At 72.2% G+C, this 22087-nt stretch carries 18 protein-coding genes; 11 read left to right on the top strand and 7 right to left on the bottom strand.

Annotation, left to right across the window (positions count from 1 at the left end; all coding sequences use genetic code 11):
• Nucleotides 1-189: 189 nt before the first annotated feature.
• Nucleotides 190-543 (top strand): helix-turn-helix domain-containing protein, encoded by a 354-nt coding sequence (locus tag ACWCPW_RS04610; protein ID WP_449760113.1) that lies wholly within the window; start codon nt 190-192, stop codon nt 541-543.
• A gap of 67 nt (nt 544-610) precedes the next feature.
• Here the strand turns inward: ACWCPW_RS04610 and ACWCPW_RS04605 are convergent, their stop codons facing one another.
• Nucleotides 611-1114 (bottom strand): methylglyoxal synthase, encoded by a 504-nt coding sequence (locus ACWCPW_RS04605; RefSeq protein WP_449760112.1) that lies wholly within the window; start codon nt 1112-1114, stop codon nt 611-613.
• Between the two features lie 317 nt (nt 1115-1431).
• On the opposite strand from ACWCPW_RS04605, the gene ACWCPW_RS04600 reads away from it, so the two are divergent.
• Entirely contained in the window at nt 1432-1938 is a 507-nt protein-coding gene (locus tag ACWCPW_RS04600; protein WP_449760111.1) for a GNAT family N-acetyltransferase, read from the top strand.
• 135 nt (nt 1939-2073) lie between these two features.
• On the opposite strand, the gene ACWCPW_RS04595 is transcribed toward ACWCPW_RS04600, so the two are convergent.
• The gene (locus ACWCPW_RS04595; RefSeq protein WP_449760110.1) at nt 2074-3006 is read right to left on the bottom strand and encodes a hypothetical protein; all 933 of its coding nucleotides are present in this window, start codon (nt 3004-3006) and stop codon (nt 2074-2076) included.
• Between the two features lie 634 nt (nt 3007-3640).
• On the opposite strand from ACWCPW_RS04595, the gene ACWCPW_RS04590 reads away from it, so the two are divergent.
• From ACWCPW_RS04590 to ACWCPW_RS04575, 4 genes are all read left to right on the top strand, one after another.
• Nucleotides 3641-4192: a hypothetical protein gene (locus ACWCPW_RS04590; RefSeq protein ID WP_449760109.1), complete on the top strand. Its 552-nt coding sequence runs from the start codon at nt 3641-3643 to the stop codon at nt 4190-4192.
• A 110-nt stretch (nt 4193-4302) separates the two neighbouring features.
• Nucleotides 4303-5139 (top strand): DUF4097 family beta strand repeat-containing protein, encoded by an 837-nt coding sequence (locus ACWCPW_RS04585; RefSeq protein ID WP_449760108.1) that lies wholly within the window; start codon nt 4303-4305, stop codon nt 5137-5139.
• A 57-nt stretch (nt 5140-5196) separates the two neighbouring features.
• The gene (locus ACWCPW_RS04580; protein WP_449760107.1) at nt 5197-6225 is read left to right on the top strand and encodes an ABC transporter ATP-binding protein; all 1029 of its coding nucleotides are present in this window, start codon (nt 5197-5199) and stop codon (nt 6223-6225) included.
• A 303-nt stretch (nt 6226-6528) separates the two neighbouring features.
• Nucleotides 6529-7017 (top strand): hypothetical protein, encoded by a 489-nt coding sequence (locus ACWCPW_RS04575; RefSeq protein ID WP_449760106.1) that lies wholly within the window; start codon nt 6529-6531, stop codon nt 7015-7017.
• A gap of 25 nt (nt 7018-7042) precedes the next feature.
• Here ACWCPW_RS04575 and ACWCPW_RS04570 read toward each other — a convergent pair whose 3' ends face one another.
• Together ACWCPW_RS04570 and ACWCPW_RS04565 are read right to left on the bottom strand one after the other, a co-directional pair.
• Nucleotides 7043-7483 carry an NUDIX domain-containing protein gene (locus ACWCPW_RS04570; RefSeq protein ID WP_449760105.1) on the bottom strand — a complete coding sequence of 147 codons (441 nt, stop codon included), beginning with the start codon at nt 7481-7483 and terminating at the stop codon, nt 7043-7045.
• 268 nt (nt 7484-7751) lie between these two features.
• Nucleotides 7752-8327: a TetR/AcrR family transcriptional regulator gene (locus ACWCPW_RS04565; RefSeq protein ID WP_449760104.1), complete on the bottom strand. Its 576-nt coding sequence runs from the start codon at nt 8325-8327 to the stop codon at nt 7752-7754.
• Nucleotides 8328-8397: 70 nt separating this feature from the next.
• Between ACWCPW_RS04565 and ACWCPW_RS04560 the strand changes: the two genes are divergently transcribed.
• The 4 genes from ACWCPW_RS04560 to ACWCPW_RS04545 all read left to right on the top strand — a co-directional run bounded on the left by ACWCPW_RS04560 (nt 8398) and on the right by ACWCPW_RS04545 (nt 12391).
• Nucleotides 8398-8988, top strand: coding sequence for a dihydrofolate reductase family protein (locus ACWCPW_RS04560; protein WP_449760103.1), 591 nt, complete (start codon nt 8398-8400; stop codon nt 8986-8988).
• Between the two features lie 127 nt (nt 8989-9115).
• A complete protein-coding gene (locus ACWCPW_RS04555; RefSeq protein ID WP_449760102.1) occupies nt 9116-9832 on the top strand; it encodes a hypothetical protein in 717 nt (238 codons plus the stop codon).
• Between the two features lie 176 nt (nt 9833-10008).
• Nucleotides 10009-11115, top strand: a complete 1107-nt coding sequence (locus tag ACWCPW_RS04550) for a hypothetical protein (RefSeq protein WP_449760101.1) — start codon at nt 10009-10011, stop codon at nt 11113-11115.
• Between the two features lie 727 nt (nt 11116-11842).
• Nucleotides 11843-12391 (top strand): GNAT family N-acetyltransferase, encoded by a 549-nt coding sequence (locus tag ACWCPW_RS04545; protein ID WP_449760100.1) that lies wholly within the window; start codon nt 11843-11845, stop codon nt 12389-12391.
• A 308-nt stretch (nt 12392-12699) separates the two neighbouring features.
• Here the strand turns inward: ACWCPW_RS04545 and rox are convergent, their stop codons facing one another.
• From rox to ACWCPW_RS04530, 3 genes are all read right to left on the bottom strand, one after another.
• Nucleotides 12700-14244, bottom strand: coding sequence for a rifampin monooxygenase (gene rox, locus ACWCPW_RS04540; protein WP_449760099.1), 1545 nt, complete (start codon nt 14242-14244; stop codon nt 12700-12702).
• A gap of 165 nt (nt 14245-14409) precedes the next feature.
• Nucleotides 14410-15456 carry an aminoglycoside phosphotransferase family protein gene (locus tag ACWCPW_RS04535; RefSeq protein ID WP_449760098.1) on the bottom strand — a complete coding sequence of 349 codons (1047 nt, stop codon included), beginning with the start codon at nt 15454-15456 and terminating at the stop codon, nt 14410-14412.
• Nucleotides 15457-15720: 264 nt separating this feature from the next.
• Nucleotides 15721-16182, bottom strand: coding sequence for an HIT family protein (locus ACWCPW_RS04530; protein ID WP_449760097.1), 462 nt, complete (start codon nt 16180-16182; stop codon nt 15721-15723).
• Nucleotides 16183-16716: 534 nt separating this feature from the next.
• On the opposite strand from ACWCPW_RS04530, the gene ACWCPW_RS04525 reads away from it, so the two are divergent.
• Nucleotides 16717-22062 (top strand): caspase, EACC1-associated type, encoded by a 5346-nt coding sequence (locus ACWCPW_RS04525; protein WP_449760096.1) that lies wholly within the window; start codon nt 16717-16719, stop codon nt 22060-22062.
• Nucleotides 22063-22087 lie beyond the last annotated feature (25 nt).

The following is a 22087-nucleotide window of genomic DNA, read 5'->3' as shown; positions in this document are numbered from 1 at the left end:
GGACGCCGTGTCGACGAAGACGCCGACGGAGGATCCCGGGCACCGGCGGTGCGGCGGTCGGGAAGGCGGTGTCGGTCCCGGTAGGTTGTACGGCGCGAGACGGGGTACGGAACGGCCCCAATGCGCGGAACTCGCCGGAACACGGCCCGAATCACCGCACAGGCCTCAGTGCTCGAAAGGTTGACCGACGTGACGGACGGGCCCGAGCCGACAGCGCACCCGAAGCCGGTCGCGACACCGCGACCGCGCACCCCACATCCGACCGTCGCCGCGCCCGAAACCGCCTCGGCGGAGTCGGCGGAGTCGGCGGAGCCGGCGCGGTCCGCACCGCGCGCCGTGCATCCCGATCGGCTCACCGATCGCGAGGTGGAGGTACTGAGGCTGATCGTCGACGGGTTGAACAACGCCGGCATCGCCGCCGCCCTGTCGATCGGCGAGGCGACCGTCAAGACGCACATCAACAACGCCTTCGCCAAGATCAACGCGCGCAATCGGGCGGACGCGGTGCGCTACGCCGACAGCCGGGGCCTGTCCCGACCCTGAGCGCGGCGCCGGCCGTACCCGCCCGCGCGCACCCGCCCGGCGCGCTCGCGCCGTGCGCCGAGGCGCGTTACGCCGCCAGCGGCTCGAACACCGGCGAGCCGGGGCGGTCCGGATCGTCGGCCGTCGCCAGCAGCGGCGAGGTGATCACGAAGTCGGCGGTCGCCCGGTTGCAGGCCACCGGGATGTTCGCCAGGACCGCGAGCCGCAGCAGCGCGCGCACATCGGGTTCGTGCGGCTGGGGGCTCAGCGGGTCCCAGAAGAACACCAGCAGATCCACGTCGCCTTCGGCGATCCGCGAGCCGATCTGCTGGTCGCCGCCGAGCGGGCCGCTGCGGAATCGGGTGACCCGGAGGTCGAGTTCGTCGGCGATGATGCCGCCGGTGGTCCCGGTCGCGTACAGGCGGTGGGCGGCCAGGATCTCGCGGTGGGTCCGGGCCCAGGCAAGCATTTCCGGCTTGCATCGGTCGTGCGCGACGAGCGCGATGCCGCGCTCGCGTCCCTGGTGGTGCTTCGGGTCGAGCAGGTCGTTCGATGGGGTCACAGGCATCTCCGGTGTGCTGAACTTTCGCATGCCCACAGTCTCGCCGTCCCGTGTTGCGCCGGTATGGCCATGACGTGACACCCACAAGAAGTCGAATGGATCATGCCGCGGCCCGAGCACCCGGCACCGTGCGTCGCACACCGCAAGCCACGCACCGCAAGCCACGCACCGCAAGCCACGCACCGCACACCGCACACTTCGACATGGTGGCGGCGTGCCGCAGGCGCTGCGGGAGAGCAGGACCGCTGTGCTCCGTCCCGCCCACCGCGGTGCCCCGCCGGACGCCCCGTCGGTCCCGGAGCACGGCGCGGCGGACGTGTCGGAGGAGGCGGCGATAGCCTGCACCGATGGGGAAGACCGTGATGTACCTGGAGATGACCTCGGCCGACGAGCTTCGGCCGTCCCGTTCCGTCCCCGAGCTCGCGTTGCGGCGCCTCGACCCGATCACGCCCGAGGTGTACGCGCTCCAGGCTCGGGTCGGCGCCCCCTACGGCTGGCGCAGCGCGTCCCGAACCGAGCGTGATTGGGCGGAACTCGAGGCCGCGCACCCGCTGCGGCAGGCCTGGCTGATCACGCACGCGGGCGAGCGGGCGGGCATCGGCAACCTGGAGCCGCAGCCCGACGGGAACGTGGAGGTGGTCACGTTCGGCCTGCTCCCCGAGTTCGTCGGCATGGGCCTGGGCGGCTGTGCGCTGACCCTGCTGCTCCGTCAGGCGTGGCGCACCTCCCCCTACGCTCCGACCGAGCCGGTCCGCCGGGTGTGGCTGCACACGTCCTCCGAGGACCACCCCAACGCCCTGCTCAACTACCGCAGTCGCGGCCTGCGCCCCTACGGCATCGAGGCCCACGCGTAACGCGCCTCCGACGTCCGCGCCCCCGGCCGGGCCGGACCGGGGAGGCGGGCCGCGAAGCGGATCGGGCCGAGTGGGAACGCCACAAGGCGGATCCGGCCGAGGGGGTACGCCGCGAGGCGGGTCGGGCCCGGGCGGTCAGCAGGAGAACGGGTCGGTCGGGTCCGTCGCGTCGCTGGGGTGGGCCGGGTTGCTCGGGCCGGACGGCGGCGCCGACGGAGCGGACGTGGCACCCGGCGCACCGCCGACGGCCGCCACCGGCTCGGTGGGCGGGACGACATCCGCGGCCTGCTCGCGCTGGGCGCGCAGTCGCGCGGAGACCGCGTCGGTGCGGGCACGCAGGACGCGGGTACGCTCGGCCGCCGCCGCGTCGCCGGCGCCGCCCTCGGGGACGGCCACGACCACCTCGACGCCGTGCGCCCGGGCAGTGGCCACCAGGCTGTCCGCGACCGCGGCCTGTCGGGCCAACAGGGCGGTGGCGAACAGGCTCGCGCGCAGCGTCTTCTCTCGGCCGAGCAGGCCGCGGTAGGTGATCTCGCAGGCCACCTCCGCGCTGTCCAGTCGCCGGTCGTCGGCCTGTTCCAGCGACGCGAGCACGACCGTGAGCAGGCCCTCCACCACCTTGGTGACCGCCCACTTGCGGCCGGGCAGCGGCGGCAACACCTCACGGACGCGGTCGACCTCGGCGTCGAGCGCGGCCGTGGTCATCGACGCGAACGCGTCGTGCACGGTCAGCCGGATCACCTTCTCCCACGGGATGTCCTCCCCGTCGAAGCCGACGCTCTCCGGTCCGAACCGCACCGCGCCCAACCCGTCGAGCATCCGCAGCGGTCGCGCGGTGATCGCCGGGACCTTCGGGTGCCGACACACCAGCGCGCCCAGCGAGAACTCCCAGGCCACGGTGGCGGGTGCGGCCGGCGCGGGCAACGCGTCCAGCGTCCCGCGCACCCAGTCCCCCGACGCGACCCGGGCCCGACCGGCCCCGATCCGATTCCCCACCGCCGCGCGTCCCGACGCCGCCGCGGAGCCCACCGCCCCGCCGATGCCCCGCAGTTGATCCCGTATCGCCACGTCTTCAGGCCCCCTCGCCAACCGTGCCTCGCCACCCCGACATGATCACTTTACGACCCCGCGAATCCCCCGGCGGCGTAACCGCGGTGGCCCCCGGCGGCATCGCGGCGGCACCGTGGCGGCACCGCCGAGCGGAGCGAGGCGGCCGGGTGCGGAAGTCGGGTGGCCGCGGGGGTGGTTGCGGCTTGGGCATTCCGGACGACTCGGCGCGTGGCGCGGTCCCGTGACAACCCGTTGGACCTCCACCGCAATGCGCTCGCCATCGCCGGTTTCGCCATCGTGCGGCCGTCGCCCGTGCGCCGTCGGCCATGCGCTGTCGTGCGCTCGCGATCGCCCGCTCGCCGTCGTGCGTCGCCGTCGTGAGCGTGCTGCCGAGGCATCGGCAACCGCTCTGGTCTTCGGCGGCGGCACGGTGCATACTGCCGGTCCGCTTCGGTATCGTGGCACCACCGAGGGCCACGGGCCAATGTCGCACGCCGGCAAGGAGACCCCTCCCGACCTGCGCATCCGCACCATGAAGCCGACTCTCGCAGACTGCCGCCACCAAGCCATGCGCCACAAATGACACATCAGCATTCCAGAAATGATGTCACAATGACTCGTCATGGCGCCATCTTCGTGCCATGATGGCGTTATGGATCTCACGCCATACGTCGACAGTCTCCGCAACGAACTCGCGGTCGCTGCGGACGTGGGTGGCGCCGACGCCCGACGCCTGGCCGAGCGCCTCCTTGCCCCGTTGGACTCGGCCGCCCGACTCGTTCTCCTCGGCGTGCTGTCCGCCGCGATGGCCGAGGTCACCCGCGACCTGGCGCCGGGCTCGGTGGACATGCGACTGCGCGGTCTCGACCCCGAGTTCGTGGTGACGCCGCCCTCGGCGCGGGAGGCGTACGCGGATCCCCGGACGTCCGAGCGCAAGCCGAGCGGGGCACCCGCGCCGCCGACCACGGCACCGACCGCCCCGGCGCACGGCGACGACGGCGGCATGGCGCGGATCAACTTCCGCCTGCCCGCCCACCTCAAATCCCGGGTCGAGGACGCCGCCGCGCACGAGGGCCTGTCGGTCAACGCCTGGCTGGTCCGCGCAGCCGCCGGCTCGCTCGAACCCGAGGCGCCCCGCGACGGCGCACCCCGCGACCCCACCCGGGGTCGGGGCCGACGGCGCTACACCGGCTGGGTCCGCTAGCCGCAGGGCGCCCGCACCCGCCCACCGCGCCGACCACCCGACGACGCTCCACTGTTCTCCCGCCCCGCCCCACCGGCGGGAACTCCACCAGCCACGAGGAGAGCACCGCCATGCCCAAATTCGACACCCCCGAGCCGATCTCCGTCGACCTCGAATTCGACGTCGGCTCGGTCCGGATCATCGCGAGCAAGCGCACCGACACGGTCGTCGAGGTGTTACCCGGCGACGGCGCGGACGAACTCGACGTGCGGGCCGCGCGGCAGATCTCGGTCACCTGCACCGGCGGTCGACTGGTGGTCAGGGGGCCCGGGAAACAGTCGCTGCTCGGCAGGAGCGGTTCGGTGGAGATAGCCATGGAGTTGCCGGCCGGTTCCGATGTCCAAGCCACCACGCCGCTGGCGGACTTCACCTGCCTGGGGGCGCTGGGCGGCTGCCGGCTGGAGACCTCGGTCGGCACGATCCGCATCGACGAGGCACGGACCATGTACGCCCGGACCGGCCACGGCGACATCCGGGTGGGGCACGTGATCGGAGACGCCGAGATCATCGCGGCGGGCCGGATCGCGATCGGCACCGTCACCGGCACGGCGACGATCAGGAACGCCGACGGCGAAAGCACCATCAGCGAGGTCGGCGGCGATCTGCGGGTCTGTTCGTCCGACGGCCGGATCGCGATCGGCGTCGCACACGCCGACGTGGACGCCACGTGTGCCAACGGCGGGATCCGGATCGAGGAGGTGGCCCGCGGCCGGGTACGGCTGCGGACCGGCACCGGCAATCTGGAGGTCGGTGTCCGCGAGTCCACCGCGGCCCGGCTCGACGTACGGACCCGGATGGGCGACGTGCGCAACTCGCTCGGCTCGACCGGGAGTCCCGACTCCTCCAAGCAGACCGTCGAGGTCCGCGCCCGCACCGACCTCGGCCACATCGTGATCCACCGCGCCTGATCCCGGCGCGCGGCCGGGACGCGACCGCAGAGCCACGATTCGAGGAATGCGACTGCCATGACCACGACTTCCGCGCCCCGCGTCCGCGCACCGGCGATCAGCGCCGTCGGCCTGGCCAAGTCCTACGGCGACAAGGTGGTGCTGGACGGCATCGACCTGCACATCCCCGAGGGCACCGTCTTCGCACTGCTCGGCCCCGACGGCGCGGGCAAGACCACGACCGTGCGGATCCTGTCCACGCTCATCGGCGCGGACGCCGGGCACATTCGAGTGGCGGGTCACGATGTCACCCGCGACGCCGACGAGGTGCGCCGCGCGATCGGTGTCGCCGGCCTGCTCACCACCGCGGACAACCTGCTCACCGCCCGGGAGAACCTGATCCTGATGGCGGACCTGCAGCACCTGGGCCGGGCCGAGGGCCACCGACGGGCCGACGAACTCCTCGCCCGGTTCGACCTCGCCGGGGACGCCCACACATCCGCGCGCTCCCTCGGCGGGGGCGTGCGCCGCAGGCTCGACCTGGCGATGGCCCTGATCGGCGAACCGCGCGTGATCCTCCTCGACGAACCCACCACCGGCCTGGACCCGCGCAGCCGCCGGATCGTCTGGGACATCCTCCGCGGCCTGGTCGCCGACCGCGGCGTGACCCTCCTGCTGACCACGCGGTACCTGGAGGAGGCCGCCCGGCTCGCCGACCGGGTCGCCGTCCTGGACTACGGCAGGCTGGTCGCCGAGGGCACCGCCGAGGAACTCGAGCGCCGCACTCCCGGCGCCCGGATCCGGATCCGGTTCGCCGACCAGGACCGACTCGACGCCGCCGCCGATCTCTTCCGCGCCACCAGCCGCGACGGTGGGATCCTCACGGTGAGCGTCCCCGGCGACGACACCGCCGCGGCGCTGCGCACCGTCCTCGACGCCCTCGACGACGCGGCCATCCGGACCGAGGCACTCACCGTGCACACCCCCGACCCCGACGACGTCCTCCGCGCCCTCACCGGCAGGACGCGCGCGGACCGCGCGCCGGGCTCCGTGGACAGAACCCGCGATGAGCACGCTGATCGACGCGGTCGCCGACGACGGGTGTAGATCCGGACAGGGCCACCGTCGAGAGGCCTGAAATGGTCTCTGACCAGGTACTTGCATGGCGAGTTGCATGGCAGGCTGCATGATGGGATGCACGGTGGAGTGCATGGGAATCTGCATGGCGAGCTGCACGGGGGCGACAAGGGAACCCCTTGCAGGGGACCATGGGCACCCGGCCGCGCCGGGCCGCACCCGGCCGCGGTCGACCGCACCGAGCCGCACTCGGCCGCACTCGGCGGCGGACACGCGCGGACAGGCTTCGGTCGGGTCGCCGTCCGTCGACACCACCCCCTAAGGTGCCGACGTGTGAGTGATCTCTACGAGTTGACGATGGCCTTGGCGATACGCGGGCCGCTCTCCGACGCCGAGGTCGCCGAGTTGCGGTGGCACGCCGGTCTCGCCGGCGGGGTTCTCCCGGCGCCGGGCGCCCGCCGCGTCGTGACCGCGTTTCCGGTGGTCGTGGTGGACGATTTCGGTGTGCCGACGGTGGAGGACGATCCGCGTCCCGTGCTGGGTCGTACCGGGATGGCGCTGAGGGGCGGTGGCGAGTCGACGGCCGACGTGACGCCGACCGCCGGCGGGTGGGTCCTGAGCGTGCGTCAGGAGTTGCATCCGGACGAGTTCGACGCGGTCGGCGACCTGTTGACCTGGGCGGCCGCCCGGGCCGACGACGCGCACACGAGCCCGGACGGGTCGGTCGAGCTCGGGCGGTTGCGCTTCCTGGAGGACATCGATCCCGTACCGCTGGTGTTCCGGGACGGCCGGGTGATCTGGCCCGACCGCGAGGCGGGATAGCCCACCCGCGCGGTCGGCGGGACGGTCAGGCCCAGCGGACCGGGGTGTTGCCGCGGTGCCACGCGGTGACCGCCGTCGCGTCGGTGGCCTCGACGTCGGCCGGGAGGTCGGCCGGGTCGAGCCAGGCCAGCCGGGCGCACTGGTCGGGTTCGGCGTTGCTCGGGACGCCCGACCAGGCGGTGGTGTGGAAGTACCACCCGATCACCGGAGCACCGTTCTCGCCGAGGACCTGGGACACGTACGCCGTGCGCAGGTCCGCCGTGGCCACGTCGGTGGCGATCTCCTCCTTGGCCTCCCGGGCGCACGCCTCGATGAGGAGTTCGCCCGGGTCGGCCAGGCCGCCCGGCAGGGCGAGCAGGCCGTCGGCGAAGCCGGTGTCCTTGCGCTCCATGAACAGCACGGCCCCGTCGGCGCGTTCGAGGATGATGGCGGCGTAGGCGATGGCGTTGTGGCGGTGGTCGCTCAAGTGTCGCTCTCCCCATGGTCGATCCGGGAGCTTCGGGCGTCGGCCCCCGGTACGCGGTGGCGTCCGCGGCCACCGCACACCGGGCACTGGGACCCGACCCGTGCGCGCCGGGACGCACCTTTGTCCGGACCAACGACCGGCAGCGGAGGGACGTCACGCCCGAACCCGGCCCGGACGGCGGTCGGGTGCACGGCGGCCGACACGCCGCCGCGGCTCCGCGCCGTACCCGAACGGCCGCTCCCGGCGCGGTCCGCGCCGTCCGGGTCGGTCAGGGGTTCACGATGCGCTCGACCGCCGCGGCAATGAGGTGTTCGCGCTCGGCCTCCGGGAACACCCCCGGCAGCGTGAGCTGTTCGACGATGAGCCAGTTGAACGCCAGGTAGAGCAGGCGGACGGCGGTCGCGTCGCCGGGCAGCCCGGACTGCTCGTGGTAGGCGACGTTGGCGGCCACGTCGGCACGGACCCGCTCGGTGAGCACCGAGCGCAGCTCCGGCCGCCGGGTGGCCTCCAGGCGCAGTTCGAGCAGGGCCAGATAGCCGGTCCGAAAGGCGCTGACCCGACCGACCACCTCCCGCATCAGCACCGTGTACGCCTCCTTCTCCGGCGTACTCGCCCGCTGTCGCGCGATCAGTGCCTCGTCGGGCTGGAGCCGTTCGTAGACCCGGGCGCCCGCCTGGGTGAGCAGCTCGTCGCGACTGGCGAAGTAGTTGGAGGCCGTGCCCGTCGGCACCCCCGCCTCGACGTCCACCGCCCGAAAGGTCAGCCCACGGGCGCCTTCCTTCGCCAGCACCTCGATGGCGGCATCGACAAGCGCCGCCCGACGCTCGGCGTTCCTGCGAACCATTGACACCACTCCAGTCGTAGTACTACGTTCTGACCACTTCAAGAATAGTACTACGCCTGGAGTTCATTGCATGCGGAAGCTCGTCTACTACATCGGAGTCTCCATCGACGGCTACATCGCCGGCCCGGCGGGGCAGGTCGACTTCTACCCCGTGGGCGACGAGGGGCAGGCCGCCGACTACGCCGCGTGGGTCAACGCGCGATACCCGGAGACCGTGCCCACCGCCATGCGCGCGGGGGCGGGCCTCGCGGACGCGCCGAATCTGCGCTTCGACACGGTCGTTCTGGGCCACGGCACCTATCGCCCCGCCCTCGAACACGGCCTGCCGAGCCCGTACGCGCACCTGCGCCAGTACGTGGTCGCCCGCAGCCTCGCGCAATCCCCCGATCCGGCCGTCACCGTGGTCGACGGCGACCCGCTCGCACTGGTCCGCGAACTCAAGCGAGAGGCCGGTCGGGACATCTGGTTGTGCGGCGGGGGCCGGCTCGCGGGTGTGTTGCTGCCCGAGCTCGACGAGCTGATCATCAAGAGCTACCCCGTCGTGGCGGGAGGCGGAACCCCGCTGTTCGACGGGGAGTTCGACCCTACGCGGTTCGCCGTGACCACCCGCGAGTCGTTTTCCAACGACGTCACGATCACGTGGTTCGAGGCGCGTCGGTAGCGGATGGCGGCGTTTTCGGCCGCACGGTCGCCGGCGTGGCCGACGCGGGTGCCTGCCCGGCCGACCGGCGCCGGGGCGCGGCAGGGTGCTCCTCGGGTTCGCGAAGGTGTGGCGATACGGTCGATCCATGCGCCAATCACCTGAAGAGGCCACGGCCCAACCCTCCTCGGACGCCGCGTCCGCGTCAGCGGGGCCGGTGACACCGGGGCCCGTGACGCCGGGGCCGGTAACGCCGGACGACCTGCATCTGGCCGTACGACTCGCGGTGGCCGCGCTCCGGGGAGTGCCCACCGAGGCCTGGGACGCGAAGGCCGGTTCGCTGGAGTGGGACTGTTGGGAAACGGTCGAGCACCTGAGCGACGACCTCTTCGCCTACGCCGCGCAACTGGGCCCCGCCGTCCCGCCCATGGCGGGCGAGGTGCCGTTCGTGTGGTGGAGTCGACGGCCCGGCGGACCGAAGAACGTGATCCACGCGGATCGTGCGGCGGGCGCGGACGGCCTGTTGCAGGTGTTGGAGGCGAGCGGCGCACTCCTCGTCGCGATGGCCCGAACCACGCCGTCGAGCGTGCGTGCCCACCACGGCCACGGTGCCTCGGACCCCGAGGGCTTCGCCGCGATGGGCATCGTGGAAACCCTGGTGCACACCCACGACCTGGCCGAGGGCCTCGCACTGCCCTGGACGCCGCCCGCCGACCTGTGCGCACGCGTCCTCGCCCGGCTCTTCCCCGACGTACCCCAGGACACGGACCCGTGGCCGACGCTGCTGTGGGCCACCGGGCGCGCCGCACTCCCGGGCCGGGCGCGCCGCACCACGTGGCGCTGGTACGGCGCGCCCCGGACGTAGCCGACGCACGGGCCGGTCCTGCTCGTCGGTCCGCGGGCTCGCTCCTCGGCCCCTCTCGCTCCCGGGTTCACCCTTCCCGTCCCCCGATCGGGGGACGGGCGCCCCGCCGCTCGACCGATGTGCGTGGCGGGGCGTCGACGAAGGCTGGAACTCCTGGCGATGAAAGGGGAGTTCCGGTGCGCTGGTGGGATCGATCGGGCCGGGTCGGTGCGTACGGGGCGGCGCTCGCGTTGACGCCGTATCTGCTGATCAAGGTGTCGTGGGTGGTCGGTTCCCTCGTCGGGGTGTTGCCGATCGGCTCGGGCTTCGGGCTGACCGAGTGGGTGGTGCTCAACACGGCGACGGTGGGTATGGCGGCCATCGGGATCGCCGTCGCGCTCGCCCTCGTCCGGCCGTGGGGGATGCGGATTCCCGGCACTCCTGTGGCGTTCTGCGCGTGGGTGGGCACCGGGTTCCTGGTGCCGATGTTGCCCTACGCGGTGCTGAGTTCGGTGTGGACATCGGGCGGCGAGTCGGATTCGGGCGCCGAGGCGGGTGGGGATGCGGGCGCGGAGGCGACCGGCGGCGGCACGGGCGCGGAGGACGCGTCGATGCCGGGTTGGGAGGCGGCGCTGGTCCAGATCGGCTTCGTCGGGATGGGGCTGGGTCTGGCCCTCGCGCTGCCCGCGTACCTGTTGCGGCGTCGGCCGGACGTGTTCGCCGGACGCGTCGGTGATCGAAGCACGGCCATGGGGCCCGATCACCGTCGGGTCCCGTGGTCGGCGGTCGGCGGCGCCGTGCTCGGGGCAGTGTGGCTGTACTGGGCGATCGGCGGCACGCTGGGCGTCGCGCACCCGGAGGCACGCGACGCCCATTGGCGGATCCTGACCGGTATCTGGGGCGGTTGGGCCCTCGTGGCGGCGATCGCCGGCCGGCTGCTCGGGTGGGGCCGGCCGGCCCGGCTGCCGCGTTGGCTCCCGGCGGCCCTCGGCTGGATCGGGTCGGGCTCGCTGTTCGCGTGGAGCGGTTGGAAGTTGCCGCTCACGCTCTACGTCGCGCTCGCGCAGCCGGCCGGGACCACGCTGCCGGAGGACCTCGCGTTCGCGGCGGTCCTGCACGCGCTCGCGGTGGCGGTGGGCATCGCCATGGTGCGTGGCCTCGTGCGCACCGCCGGTACGGGCGCGGCTCCTCGAAACGGGGACCGGGGCGGGGATCGGGGCGGGGATCGGAGCGAGGTTCGGAGCGGCGGCGAGGTCGGCGCGGGGAGCGGAAAGGCGCCGGCACGACCGATAGGCAATGAGTGATCCCACGCGGGTGACTCGCCGACCGCCTCCAAGGAGGTGGCCTCCTTGATTTCCCGGTATGTGGCGTCCTCTGGCGTGACACCCGACCTGGGCCCCTCGGATGTGCCGACGGGAGCCTGCGCTCCACCCAGGAGCGGCGCGGTGGTGGGCATGGGCGGATAGTCCGCCACGGGCATCCGAGCCGCGGACCGCACCCATGGATGGTTCTCCGCCCCGCCGCCGGCGCCCTCGGGCTCCGGCGCTGCTCGCGCCTTGCGCGTCATCCGGAAGCGGAACCTGTTGAATCGATCGCCCACTGCCCGCACTCCAGTCGCGTGATCAGGTGGTTCGCGACGACGGAAGCGAGGGCCACGACCGAATCCGGGTGATCCGAGCGGTCGGACCAGCCGCGCCCGCAGGTCGCCATCCTCGTGCGCCGCGCGACTCGAATCCGGCGGCGAGAGTATCGGTATCCGCGGTGACGACGCCATGGGCGGGTCCGGTCCCGGAACCGGCAGCCCGCCCGGCGAATACGCGCAGCCCGCCCACCATCGCGGCGAGTTGCCGGGTGTGCACGGTCGGCCGCACGTCCGCACCCCGGGCACCGGACAGCGGGGCCGGTCGCGGGTCGCGGGTCGCGGGTTGATGGTCGCGCACAGCCCGCACACCCTGGCGGGGACTCGACGCAGCCTTCCACCGAGACCTAAAGCGGTGGACAACTTTCCGGTTCCACGCCAGCATCTCCGCGATGAACAACGAACCTCCCTCCACCCCCAAACGCGTCCGCTTCGTCGAGCTCGGCGCAAAAGCGCTGCGCGCGCTTGCCGACGGAGACCTCGCCGGCGGCAGCGCCGAAGCCGGGGTCCCTCTCGACGAGTACTTCGTCGGCGACCGGGCCCGCTGGATCTTCGGCTATCGCGCCGACCAGCTCGCCAAGGATCCGGCCGCCGCACCCTGGATCACCCGAGCCGCGGTGTCCGAGCCGGACGGGTCCGTCGTCGGCGACGGCGGGTTCCACGGGCCGCCGGACGAGGCCGGCATGGTCGAGATCGGCTACACCGTCGCGCCCGGGTACCGCCGCCAGGGCTACGCCCGCGCCATGCTGACGGAGCTACTCGCCAGGGCCGCCGCGGAACCCGATGTCCGGACCGTGCGGGCCACCATCAGGTCCGACAACGACGCGTCCCTCGCCACCATCGCGGGCTTCGGTTTCACGCGCGTCGGCGAACGGGGAAACGAACGCGACGGATTCGAGATCATCTTCGAGATCCCGGCGAACGCGACGCCGGCCGCGTAGCCCCCACGGCCTCGGCGGATGGGAGACCACCTCCAAGATTCCCGCGCCGAACGGCGACCAGGATCACCATGGCCGCGTTCCGACGTATCTCGGTGACACCCCTTCCATGCATCGCGCGGACGTCCGCGCCGATCCACCCCGCGGTGCTCTTCCGCCGACTTCCGGTCGTCGCTCGGAGGCCAACCCTGCGAGCACGCCGACCCCGGCGTCAGAGCACCGCGGCTGATGTTGCCTCCGGTCTTCCGGTGGTCGGTCGCCACCGGCCGTTCCGATCCTTCCCACGGGCCTTGTCGGTTGCCCGGGCGAAATCAGTCGGCGGGCTTGCCGAACCAGCGGGAGAGGTGGCCGTCCAAGTCCTGTTGATCGTCGCCGATCCAGGCGACGTGGCCGTCGGGGCGTAGCAGGACGCACGGGGCGTCCAGTGCCGCGGTGGGATCCGCGAGGTGGTCGACGCGGTCCGACCAGCCGCCGACGGTCAGGCGTTCGGTGCGGTCCAGGAGCAGGGCGCGGCCGCGATGCAGCAGACCGTAGAGGTGGCCGTGCTTCGTGTCGATGTCGCGCAGGCGGTGGCCGAGCAGGTCGGGGCCCGCACCGAAGTCGTAGCGGATGCCGATCGCGGAGATCTTCTCGATCAGATGGCGGTTCACCTCGTCGAAGTCCATCAGTTCGGTGAGCAGCCTGCGCACGGCCTGCGGGCCCGGTTCGGCGGACAGCAGTTCCATCTGGGCGCGGGTGTTGTCCAGCACGTCCTCTGCGACGGGATGGCGTTCGGCCTGATAGGTGTCCAGGAGTGTTTCCGGCGCCCAGCCGCGGATCTGTGCGGCCAGTTTCCAGCCGAGGTTGAATGCGTCCTGAACGCCCAGGTTGAGGCCTTGCCCGCCGATGGGTGGATGGATGTGTGCCGCGTCGCCGGCCAGCAACACCCGCCCGACCCGATAGCGTTCGGCCAGCCGGGTGGCATCCCCGAAGCGGGACAACCAGCGCGGGGAATGCACGCCGAAATCGGTGCCGGCGATGGTGCGCAGCTGTTGTTTGAAATCCTCGAGGGTGGGCGGTTCCGCGCGATCGCCGACCGCCGCGCCGGGGACTACGACGCGATGGATCCCTGCGCCGAAGGGCTGGATGCCGAATCGCTTGTCGGCCTTGTTGATTTCGGCCACCGCGGCGGTGATCTCCTCCTGTGGCACACCCACTTCCATCTCGCCCATCAGCGTGTCGGTTCGCGAGGGCTCGCCGGGGAAGCCGACGCCGAGCAGCTTGCGCACCGTACTGCGCGCGCCGTCACAGCCGACGAGAAAGCGCGAACGCAGCCGTTCGCCGTCGGCCAGTTCGACGGTCACACCCTCGTCGTCCTGCTCGAAATCGGCGATTGCACAACCGTGTCGGACCTGCGCGCCCAGTGCGATCGCGTGTTCTTCGAGCAGGCGGACGATGACCGGCTGTGGGATGCCCAGCAGATAGGCGTGCGCGGAATCCAGGCCCTGGGGCACGGGTTTGGTGATGGCGGCGAAGAATCCGGCAGCCGGACGTTGTCTTCCGTGTTCGAGGATGCGCTCCAGCAGTCCGCGCATTGCCATCAACTCGATACTGCGAATATGCAGACCGACGATGCGGACGAACGACACGGGCTCGGTTTCCTTCTCCACCACGAGTACCCGCACGTCGTGCAGCCGCAGTTCGGCGGCCAGCATCGCGCCGGTCGGCCCGCACCCGGCGATGATCACGTCGAACGCGAGGGGCACGCGATCGCCGCCGGAGGGCTGCGACCGGAGTCCGGGGACGTCGCCCACGGTGGAGTCGCGCTCGGCCGTATCGTTCGACGACGGCTCGGCGGTGAAATGCGTAGGTTGCATCGGTGTTGCCTTTCGGGAGTGCCTGGTTGGCGAGGCGCTCCCGGCGACACCTACATCAATCGCCCGACCCTGACGGGAAGGGGGAGCACCCACATCGCTACTGCGTTCATGGGTCTCACCTCCTCGGGTGGTGTCAAGGTCGACTGCAAGCTACAAGCCCGACTATCACCCCGTCCAATCATTTCCCGGCCACGAGATCACGACTCCGAACGGTCCCGTGCGGTGCACGCGTCGAGAGGTGCTCAGGGGCGGGACCGCGGCTGATCCGTACGAGGAAGCCCTCGGCGTCGAGGGACGCCCTCGGGGGGTGCGGCTTCGGTGGGTTCGCCGGGTGTGTCGGGCGCGTGCGAGGTCGAGGTCCAGGTCTCCTCGGGTCGGTGGTCCGGTGCGGATGGTTGCCAGGCGCGGTCTCGTTGGGCGCGCAGCAATGGAAGCGGACTGTCGTCGGTGCCGTAGAGGCGGTCGGCCGAGGCGGATCAACGTGTCGTGTCGGGCGAGCGCGACGCCACGGGCCCATGCTTCGGGGCCGTAGCCCGCGGCGGCGGCCACGCGGACGGCCGCTGCGGCACCCACGGCGATGACGATCCCGGCGATGTCCTCGGCCGGATCACCGATCACCGCGTCCGTCCAGTCGAGCACGCCACGGAGCCGACCTCCGCTGCCGACCAGGAGGTGCTCCCCCTTGAGGTCGTTGTGCAGCACCACGCGCGACGCGGGGTCGGCGCTCGGGCCACGCAGCGGCGCGCCGTCGAACTCACCGTCGGCGGTGAGCCGCGCGGCGGCGGCTGCGGCGGACGCGCGCAGTTCCGCCATCGACCTGGGCTCGGTCACCGGCAGGCCGAGCGCGATCGCGTCGGCCGGTGGGAGGTTCCGCAGACCGGCCATCGTCTCGGCCAGGTCCAGTTCGCCGCGCCGCGAGAGTGTGCGCAACTCGGCGGACACCCCGCGCAGTCGGGTGTCGACGGTGAACGCGAGGCCGTCGGCCCATTCCCCGGCCGCCACGCTCATCGGCAGCGCGACGCCGACGAAGGGACGGACGAGATCGCGCAACGCGAGTTCCCGCCGTTGACGCCGCGACGTGTCCTCGTCCCGCGCGAGCCGCAGCACCTGGTCCGTGCCGATCCACCACGAGGAATGCTCACCACCCTCGTCGATCGGCCGAACAACCCGCGCCCCGTCCCGACCGAGCACGGCGTCGACGAGCCCACGCACCACATCCTCCGTCGGCCCGAACCCGGCCGACGACACCGAATCGGACGACGAACCGAGAAACGAACCGAACAACGAACCGATCAACGAACCCGACATCCGCCGATGATGCCGGCCCCCGAAGCACCACCCAACGCATTTCCCACCCCACCCGCCGGCGCGACACCCAACCTCGGCCACCCGCCTCCCAAGGACCGCGCACCCCGTCCCGGACGCCCCGCCGGCACTCCTTCGGTTGTGGCTGGTTGTCGTTTCTCGGAGCGGCGCTCATGGGCCGCCCTCGCCCGTTTCCGCGGCGTAGGTCGCGCCCGTGTAGGCGAGGAGGGCACGCAGGGCCGCGGCGTCGGATTGGATGCGGGTCTCGTCCTGGTGGCCGTGGTCGAGGTGGGCGAAGGGCGGCGGGTGCTCCGGTGTGGGTTCGGTGGGGTGACGTGGGATCAGATGTGCGTGCAGGTGCGGGATGTCGTTCTCCAACAGGGACACGTTGAGCTTGGGTACCGGCCGATAGTGCGCCTCGATCGCGCGCCCCGCCGAGATCACCTCGGCCATGAAGCCCGCGAGTTGACGGGGGGACAGCGCCGTCAGCCGAGCGACGTGTCCACCGGTCCACACCACCACGATGTATCCACGCACCCGGCCGGCGCGCCACAGGTACGCGTTGCCGTACACACCGCGCTTGAGCAACAATCCCCACCCGATGTCGGGTGCGGTGAAATCCTTGCGGCACATCGGACAGCTCGCCTTCGGGTCCGGATGTGCGTACCGTTCCGGCCACGTCGACGCGGCGAACGGGCGGGGTCCGGGTACCTGGGAACCACACACGACGGCCTCCAACTCGAACGGGGACAAGAGCCTCTCGCGGCTCCGCGTTCGATGGGAGAAACGACCGCCGCCGAACGCACGTCACGCCTCGGTCATGCCTGTGACCCGCCCGCAGCACGCCTGGGACACACCCGCGACGGGCCCGCGAAGGCACCGGTCGGCCGGCTTTCCGCACCCCATCCGGGCCGGCCGCAGTCACCCTCTCCCGGATGCGTTCCGACGTGCGACCGACTCGTGGAGGGATCACCCACACGAGTGAACCACCGAGCCGAACGACGAGGCCGAACGACGAGGCCGACCCACGAAGCCGTCCGGCGAGCCCACACACCCGAGCGCTCCTCCCCCGCCCCCCGACCCCACTACGCTGAACTGCTCGGCAGGCCAAGGGGGATGGATGCGTGTGCAGTTCGTCGGCGAGCCGGCGACCCGAGACGGAGCGACGTGAGTGGCACGAGCGCCGGGCCGCACGACCCGCAGGGATCGCGCGTGGTCCTGGTCGGCGCGTACGACTTCGAGCATCTCGCGCCGCTCCCGGCCGTGGCCCGAAACCTGGTGCGTTTACGGGAGTTGCTGACCGATCCGCGGGTGTGGGGCCTGCCCGCGCGAAACTGCGTGGTGATCGAGCAGCCCGAGCACCGGGACCAGGTCCTCGACGCGCTGAGCGCGGCCGGCGCCGCGACCGACCTGGTACTCCTGTACTACGCCGGTCACGGCCTGATCTCGCCGGACACCGAGGACCTGCTCCTGTCCCTCCCCCGGTGCCGACCCGACCGGGCGTACACCGCGCTGCCCTTCCAGGACGTCCGCCACGTGCTGCGCTCGGCCCGTCGAGTCCCCGCCAAGGCCGTACTCCTGGACTGCTGTTTCGCCGGCCGAGCCCTCGCCGGCGCGATGGGATCGGACGCGACAGGACCCGACGCCATGGGGTCCGACGCCGTGGGGTCCGACGCGATGAGTCCGGACACGACCGACCCGAGATCGCGACCTCCGAGCCCGAGCGCCCCGCACGTGCCCCAAGACGGCCGACTCGCCGAGATGTCCCGCGTGGAAGGCACCTACGTCCTCGCCGCGGCCTCCGCCACCCGACAAGCGGTCGCACCCATCGGCGGCCGATACACCGCCTTCACCGGTCGGTTGATCGACATCCTGGAACACGGCGTCCCCGGTGGCCCGAAGGCATTGGATCTGGCCACCGTACACACCCACCTGCACCGCGTCCTGCCCGAACTGGGCTTCCCACCACCGCAACAGCGCATCGACGACCACGGCGCGCGCATCGTCCTCGGCTGGAACCGGCATCCCTCGGCCGTCGACACCACACCCTCATTATCCCCGCACCTAAGGGAGTTGCTGCACGCCCAGACCGTCGCTGCGCGCAACTTCACCTATCGCCTGTACGACGCGCCGCTCGACGGCCTGGCCACCGTGTACGTCCGCCAACAGGCGCGCGGCGCGCCGACCACGAAACCGGCCGAGCCACGCGAGGAGTTCCGCGACCACGAGCGGCACCCGCACCGGCACCGACACGACGAGGAGCGGCGCAAGCGGCACTTCGTGCCCGTGGACTCGACCATGGAGTCGACGGTGCAACCGGTGGCCCCCGCGCGCGCCGCCGAGGAGACCCTCGACCTGCACCGCCACGTCCTGATCACCGGCGGCGCGGGCCAGGGCAAGTCCACGCTGAGCCTGCAACTGGCCGCGTCCCTGTCCACCACCTACCAAGCTCGATCGGGCCAAGACGCCTACCCCGAACGCCTGTTGCCGCTCCGCGTCACTGCCGGGCGCCTCGCCGCCGACCGCGGCGCGCTCGTCCCCCGCCTGGTCCGCATCCTCTCCGCCGAACTGGCCCCGCATCTGGACCACCCCCTCCCAAACGACCTGCTCGACCACCTGCCCGAGGGCACCACGTGCCTGCTGATCGTCGACGGTCTCGACGAGATCACCGATCCCGAGCGGCGGCGCGGCCTGGTCGCCGAGTTGGCCGGCCGGGTCCGCAATCCGGACGGGCGGTTCCGACTGCTGATCACCACCCGCCCGTTGCCCAACGACGAACTGGCCCCGCTCCAGCACGCGGCGACCGGGACGTACACGCTGGAACCGTTCGACCGCGAGCAGTTGCGCGAATTCGCCCACCGCTGGTTCCACGACCACGCGGACGGGCCGGAGTTGGCCGACGGCTTCCTGCGACACACCGAGGCGGCCGGGATCCGCGACCTGGTCCGGGTCCCGCTCCTGGCCACCGTCGCCGCGCTCGTCTACCGCAAGCAACCCGGCACCCCGCTGCCCGGGAGTCGATTCACCCTCTACTGCGACTACTTCACGCTGCTGGCCGACGCGCACCTGGAGGAGGTACACGAGCAGCAACAAACCGTCCTGCACCGCTGGCTGCCACGCTCGGCCGCCCACCGGGCAAGCGTGGCCTTCCTGTTCGAACACCGGGACGAACTCGTGGAGCACCTGGCCGTCACCGTGGTCACCGACCCGGCCGCCGCCACCCGAACCCTCCTGGACCTCGCCCTCGACCGGCTCGACGAACACGGCTGCCGACCCACCCGCCGCGGCGTCCCGGAATGGAGCAGCCTGGTCACCTCGGTCCTCGGCACGGCCGGCGTCTTCACCCACCACGCCGACTTCCTGCGCTTCACCCACTACAGCTTCGCCGAACACATCGCGGCGAGCGCCCGCGCGAACGAGTTGCCCAGGCACTTCGACGCCGCCGAGGCCGACTGGGCGTACGTCGTGCATCGCGCGATCGACGGTGACCTGTTCGCCCACGCCGTGCTCGCCCACCACGCCCATCTGCATGGCACGGGGGACACGATCCTGGGCTGGTTGAATCGGGGCACCGGCGACTACACGGCGCTCGCCGGGGTGTTGCTCGCCGGCGGGATTCCGGCCTCGGCAGCACATACCGACTCGTTCGTGGCGCACCTGCTGTTGACGCTGTCCAACGAGGACAGGCCGAAGTCCTTGCAACACGCCATCCGGGACGCCGCGATCCTGGCCCCGCAGCCGAGCGTCCGCGCCGCGCTCGAGGAGTACGTGGGCGGTTGCCACCGCCGCGACGACCTGCGCGTGGAAATCGCGCAGGCGCTCGCCATCCACGATCCCGATGCCGCGCTCGGCATCCTGCGCGGCGTGCTGAGCGCCGAGAGCGGTCCTTCGGCGACCCGCGTCGCGGCGATCCGCGCACTCGCCGACCTCGGACCACAACACGCGGGCGAGGTCGCCGACCTCACGCGCGCCGTGCTGTCCTGCGACCGCGCTCCCGCCCACGTACGCGCGGACGCGGCGTCGATCCGCGTCCGGCTGGGCGGGGAACACACGGCGCCGGGTGTCGAGGCCCTGGTGGCGATTCTCACCGCCGAGGACGCCGACATCGACGATCGCGGGCAGGCCGCCCTGGCGTTGCGCGAGATCGACCGGGCGTTCATCCCCCAGGCCACCCGGGCGCTCCGCGCGATCTGCGCCGCCTCGGACGCCTCCGGCAGCGATCGACGGAGAGGCGCACCGCGGTTGGTCGAACTCGATCCCGGTCTGCTCCCGGTCGCCCGAGCGGCGTTGCGGTCGGAGTTCACCGCACCGCACGCCCATCCCTACGACCGCTACCAGGCCGCGCTGATCCTGGCCGAGCTGAGCCCCGACCTCGTACCGGAGGCCGTGCGGATCCTGCGCGCGGAACTCGTCGCCCCCGACTCCACGGCCGGCACCAAGGAGGAATGCGCGGCGGCGTTGGCCAAGGTCGCCCCGGAATACGCGGTCGAGGCCGTCGTCGCCCTGCGTCGACTCCTCGTCGCGCCGAACACCAGTCTCTTCAACCGCTGTTCCATCAACGAAACGCTGGCCCGGATCGACCCGAAGTACATCGTCGAGGCCGCCGCCGCACTGCGTGCGATGGCGAACGACCCGAAGACGCATCCCTCATGGCGCAATCGCGCCGCCGTGAGGCTTGCCAATCTGGGTCCCGACCACGTCGCGGAGGCCGCCCGGGTCCTGCGCGCCACGCTCGACGCACCCGACGCGGACGCCGGTGACCGATACACCGCGGCAACCAACCTGGCCGACCTGGGGCCCGGCCACGTCCCGGCGGCGATGGCCGCGCTGCGTGCCGTGCTGGCGGCCTCGGATACGAACGCCTTCATGGGGGTCGCGGCCGCCCGCGCGCTCGTCCGGCTCGGGGCGGGAGATCCGGTCGAGACCATCGAGGTACTACACCGATCGCGGGACGATCCCGGCTCCGACCACGGCGTACGCACCAGGGCCGCGCAGGCGCTGGCCCACCTCTCGGCCGAGTGGACCACCGCGTCCGCGGCCACGCTTCGATCGATCATCGCCGATCCCGATGTCCGGCACGGCGTACGATTCGGCGCCGCACAGGCCCTGCAGGGACTCGGTGTCGAGTACGAGTCCGAGGTGTGCACGATCCTGCGCGCCTTCATCGAAGCACCGGATGTCGGTGCGGAGCTGAAGGGGGAGGCCGCACGCTGTCTTTCCTTCCAAGGAAGGCACTTCACGGGTGAGGCGGCCGAGGCGTTCCGAGCCGCTCTCGCCGCGCCCGACGGCACCGCCTTGGAATGCGCGCGAACGGCCATCGCCATGTCCCATCTGGGCCGGGAATACCGGGACGAAGTCGCCGCCACACTTCGGTCGATCGCCGACTCGGCCGGGGCGAACGCGCGGGAGCGGGTGTCGGCGGCCGGTGCACTGGATTACCTGGGACAGGGATACGTCGAGGAAGCCGCGACGCGGCTGCGTGCCCTGGCCACCTCGCCCGGAACGGATCCGCGCGCCCGGACAGGCGCCGCGAGCCGCCTCGGCGACCTCGGTGACGGGTACGCTCCCGATGCCGTGTCCCTCCTCCGGACCATGATCGACGAAACGCGTGCCGCCGTCGGCGCCCGCATCGACGCCGCACAGACGCTGGCCCTGGTCGGCCCGGGATACCTCGACGAGGCCGCGCGCGTACTCGAAGCCATCGTCACCGCACGCGACAGACCCGCGAAGGAACGCCTGGACGCGGCCCGCGTGCTCCTGACCGTGCATGCCGGCCACACCACCGACGTCGCCGACATCCTTCGCTCGATCCTGGCCGTCCGCGCCGAAACGCCCGCCGTCCGCACGCTCGCGGCCCGCACCCTCGGCGAACTCGGCCCGGGCTACGTCGCCGAGGGCGCCGAGCACCTGCGCGCCCTGATCGCCGCCCCCGACTTCCCACCTTGCGCACGCGGTGTCGCGGCGGAATGTCTGGCGGAGCTGGGGCAGGGCTACCGGACCGAGGGCATCGTCGCGCTGCACGACCTGCTCCACTCCGCCGAGGCCGGCGCCGCCGACCGCGTGGACATCGCCCGACGGCTGGGCCTCCTGAGCCCCCGCCACCTCCGGGAAGCCGCCGAGGTCGTCCGCGCCGCCCTGTCCCGGGCCGACATGAGCCGGTACGCCCGCACCCGCGCGGCCCGGCAGCTCGGTGAGCTCAGCGCCAGGTTCATCGACGACGCGGCAGCCGAACTGCGCTCCCTCCTGGCCGACCCCGCCGCGACCCCCGCCGCGACCAGGCGGACCGCGACCGCGCTCGGCATGCTCGGCCCGCACCTGCGAGCGGAGGCGGCCGAAGTGCTGCGGGGCCTGCCGGCGGGCGGTGCGGGTTCCGACGCGAGCACAGCCGCCCCCGACACCTACGCCCGCCGCGCCGTCGCACGCGTCCTGCGCAACTTCGGCCAGGGATACGCGCTGCCCCACCGGCTCCCGCCGACGGCCGACCCGATGACGCGCAACGCTTTCGATCGATAGCCCCGGAGAAGGGGGCATGATGGCT

The sequence above is a fragment of the Embleya sp. NPDC001921 genome (assembly GCF_053594475.1).
Note: the sequence above shows the minus strand (reverse complement) of the source record. Positions and strands in the feature narration are given on the sequence as shown.

Excerpts from the sequence above, each read along its gene's own strand:
- ACWCPW_RS04545 (WP_449760100.1), top strand. The coding sequence starts at position 11,843 with ATGAACAACGAACCTCCCTCCACCCCCAAACGCGTCCGCTTCGTCGAG.
- ACWCPW_RS04600 (WP_449760111.1), top strand. The coding sequence starts at position 1,432 with ATGGGGAAGACCGTGATGTACCTGGAGATGACCTCGGCCGACGAGCTT.
- ACWCPW_RS04560 (WP_449760103.1), top strand. The coding sequence starts at position 8,398 with ATGCGGAAGCTCGTCTACTACATCGGAGTCTCCATCGACGGCTACATC.
- ACWCPW_RS04530 (WP_449760097.1), bottom strand. The coding sequence starts at position 16,182 with ATGTGCCGCAAGGATTTCACCGCACCCGACATCGGGTGGGGATTGTTG.
- ACWCPW_RS04565 (WP_449760104.1), bottom strand. The coding sequence starts at position 8,327 with ATGGTTCGCAGGAACGCCGAGCGTCGGGCGGCGCTTGTCGATGCCGCC.
- ACWCPW_RS04555 (WP_449760102.1), top strand. The coding sequence starts at position 9,116 with ATGCGCCAATCACCTGAAGAGGCCACGGCCCAACCCTCCTCGGACGCC.
- ACWCPW_RS04580 (WP_449760107.1), top strand. The coding sequence starts at position 5,197 with ATGACCACGACTTCCGCGCCCCGCGTCCGCGCACCGGCGATCAGCGCC.
- ACWCPW_RS04585 (WP_449760108.1), top strand. The coding sequence starts at position 4,303 with ATGCCCAAATTCGACACCCCCGAGCCGATCTCCGTCGACCTCGAATTC.
- ACWCPW_RS04605 (WP_449760112.1), bottom strand. The coding sequence starts at position 1,114 with ATGCGAAAGTTCAGCACACCGGAGATGCCTGTGACCCCATCGAACGAC.
- rox (WP_449760099.1), bottom strand. The coding sequence starts at position 14,244 with ATGCAACCTACGCATTTCACCGCCGAGCCGTCGTCGAACGATACGGCC.
- ACWCPW_RS04590 (WP_449760109.1), top strand. The coding sequence starts at position 3,641 with ATGGATCTCACGCCATACGTCGACAGTCTCCGCAACGAACTCGCGGTC.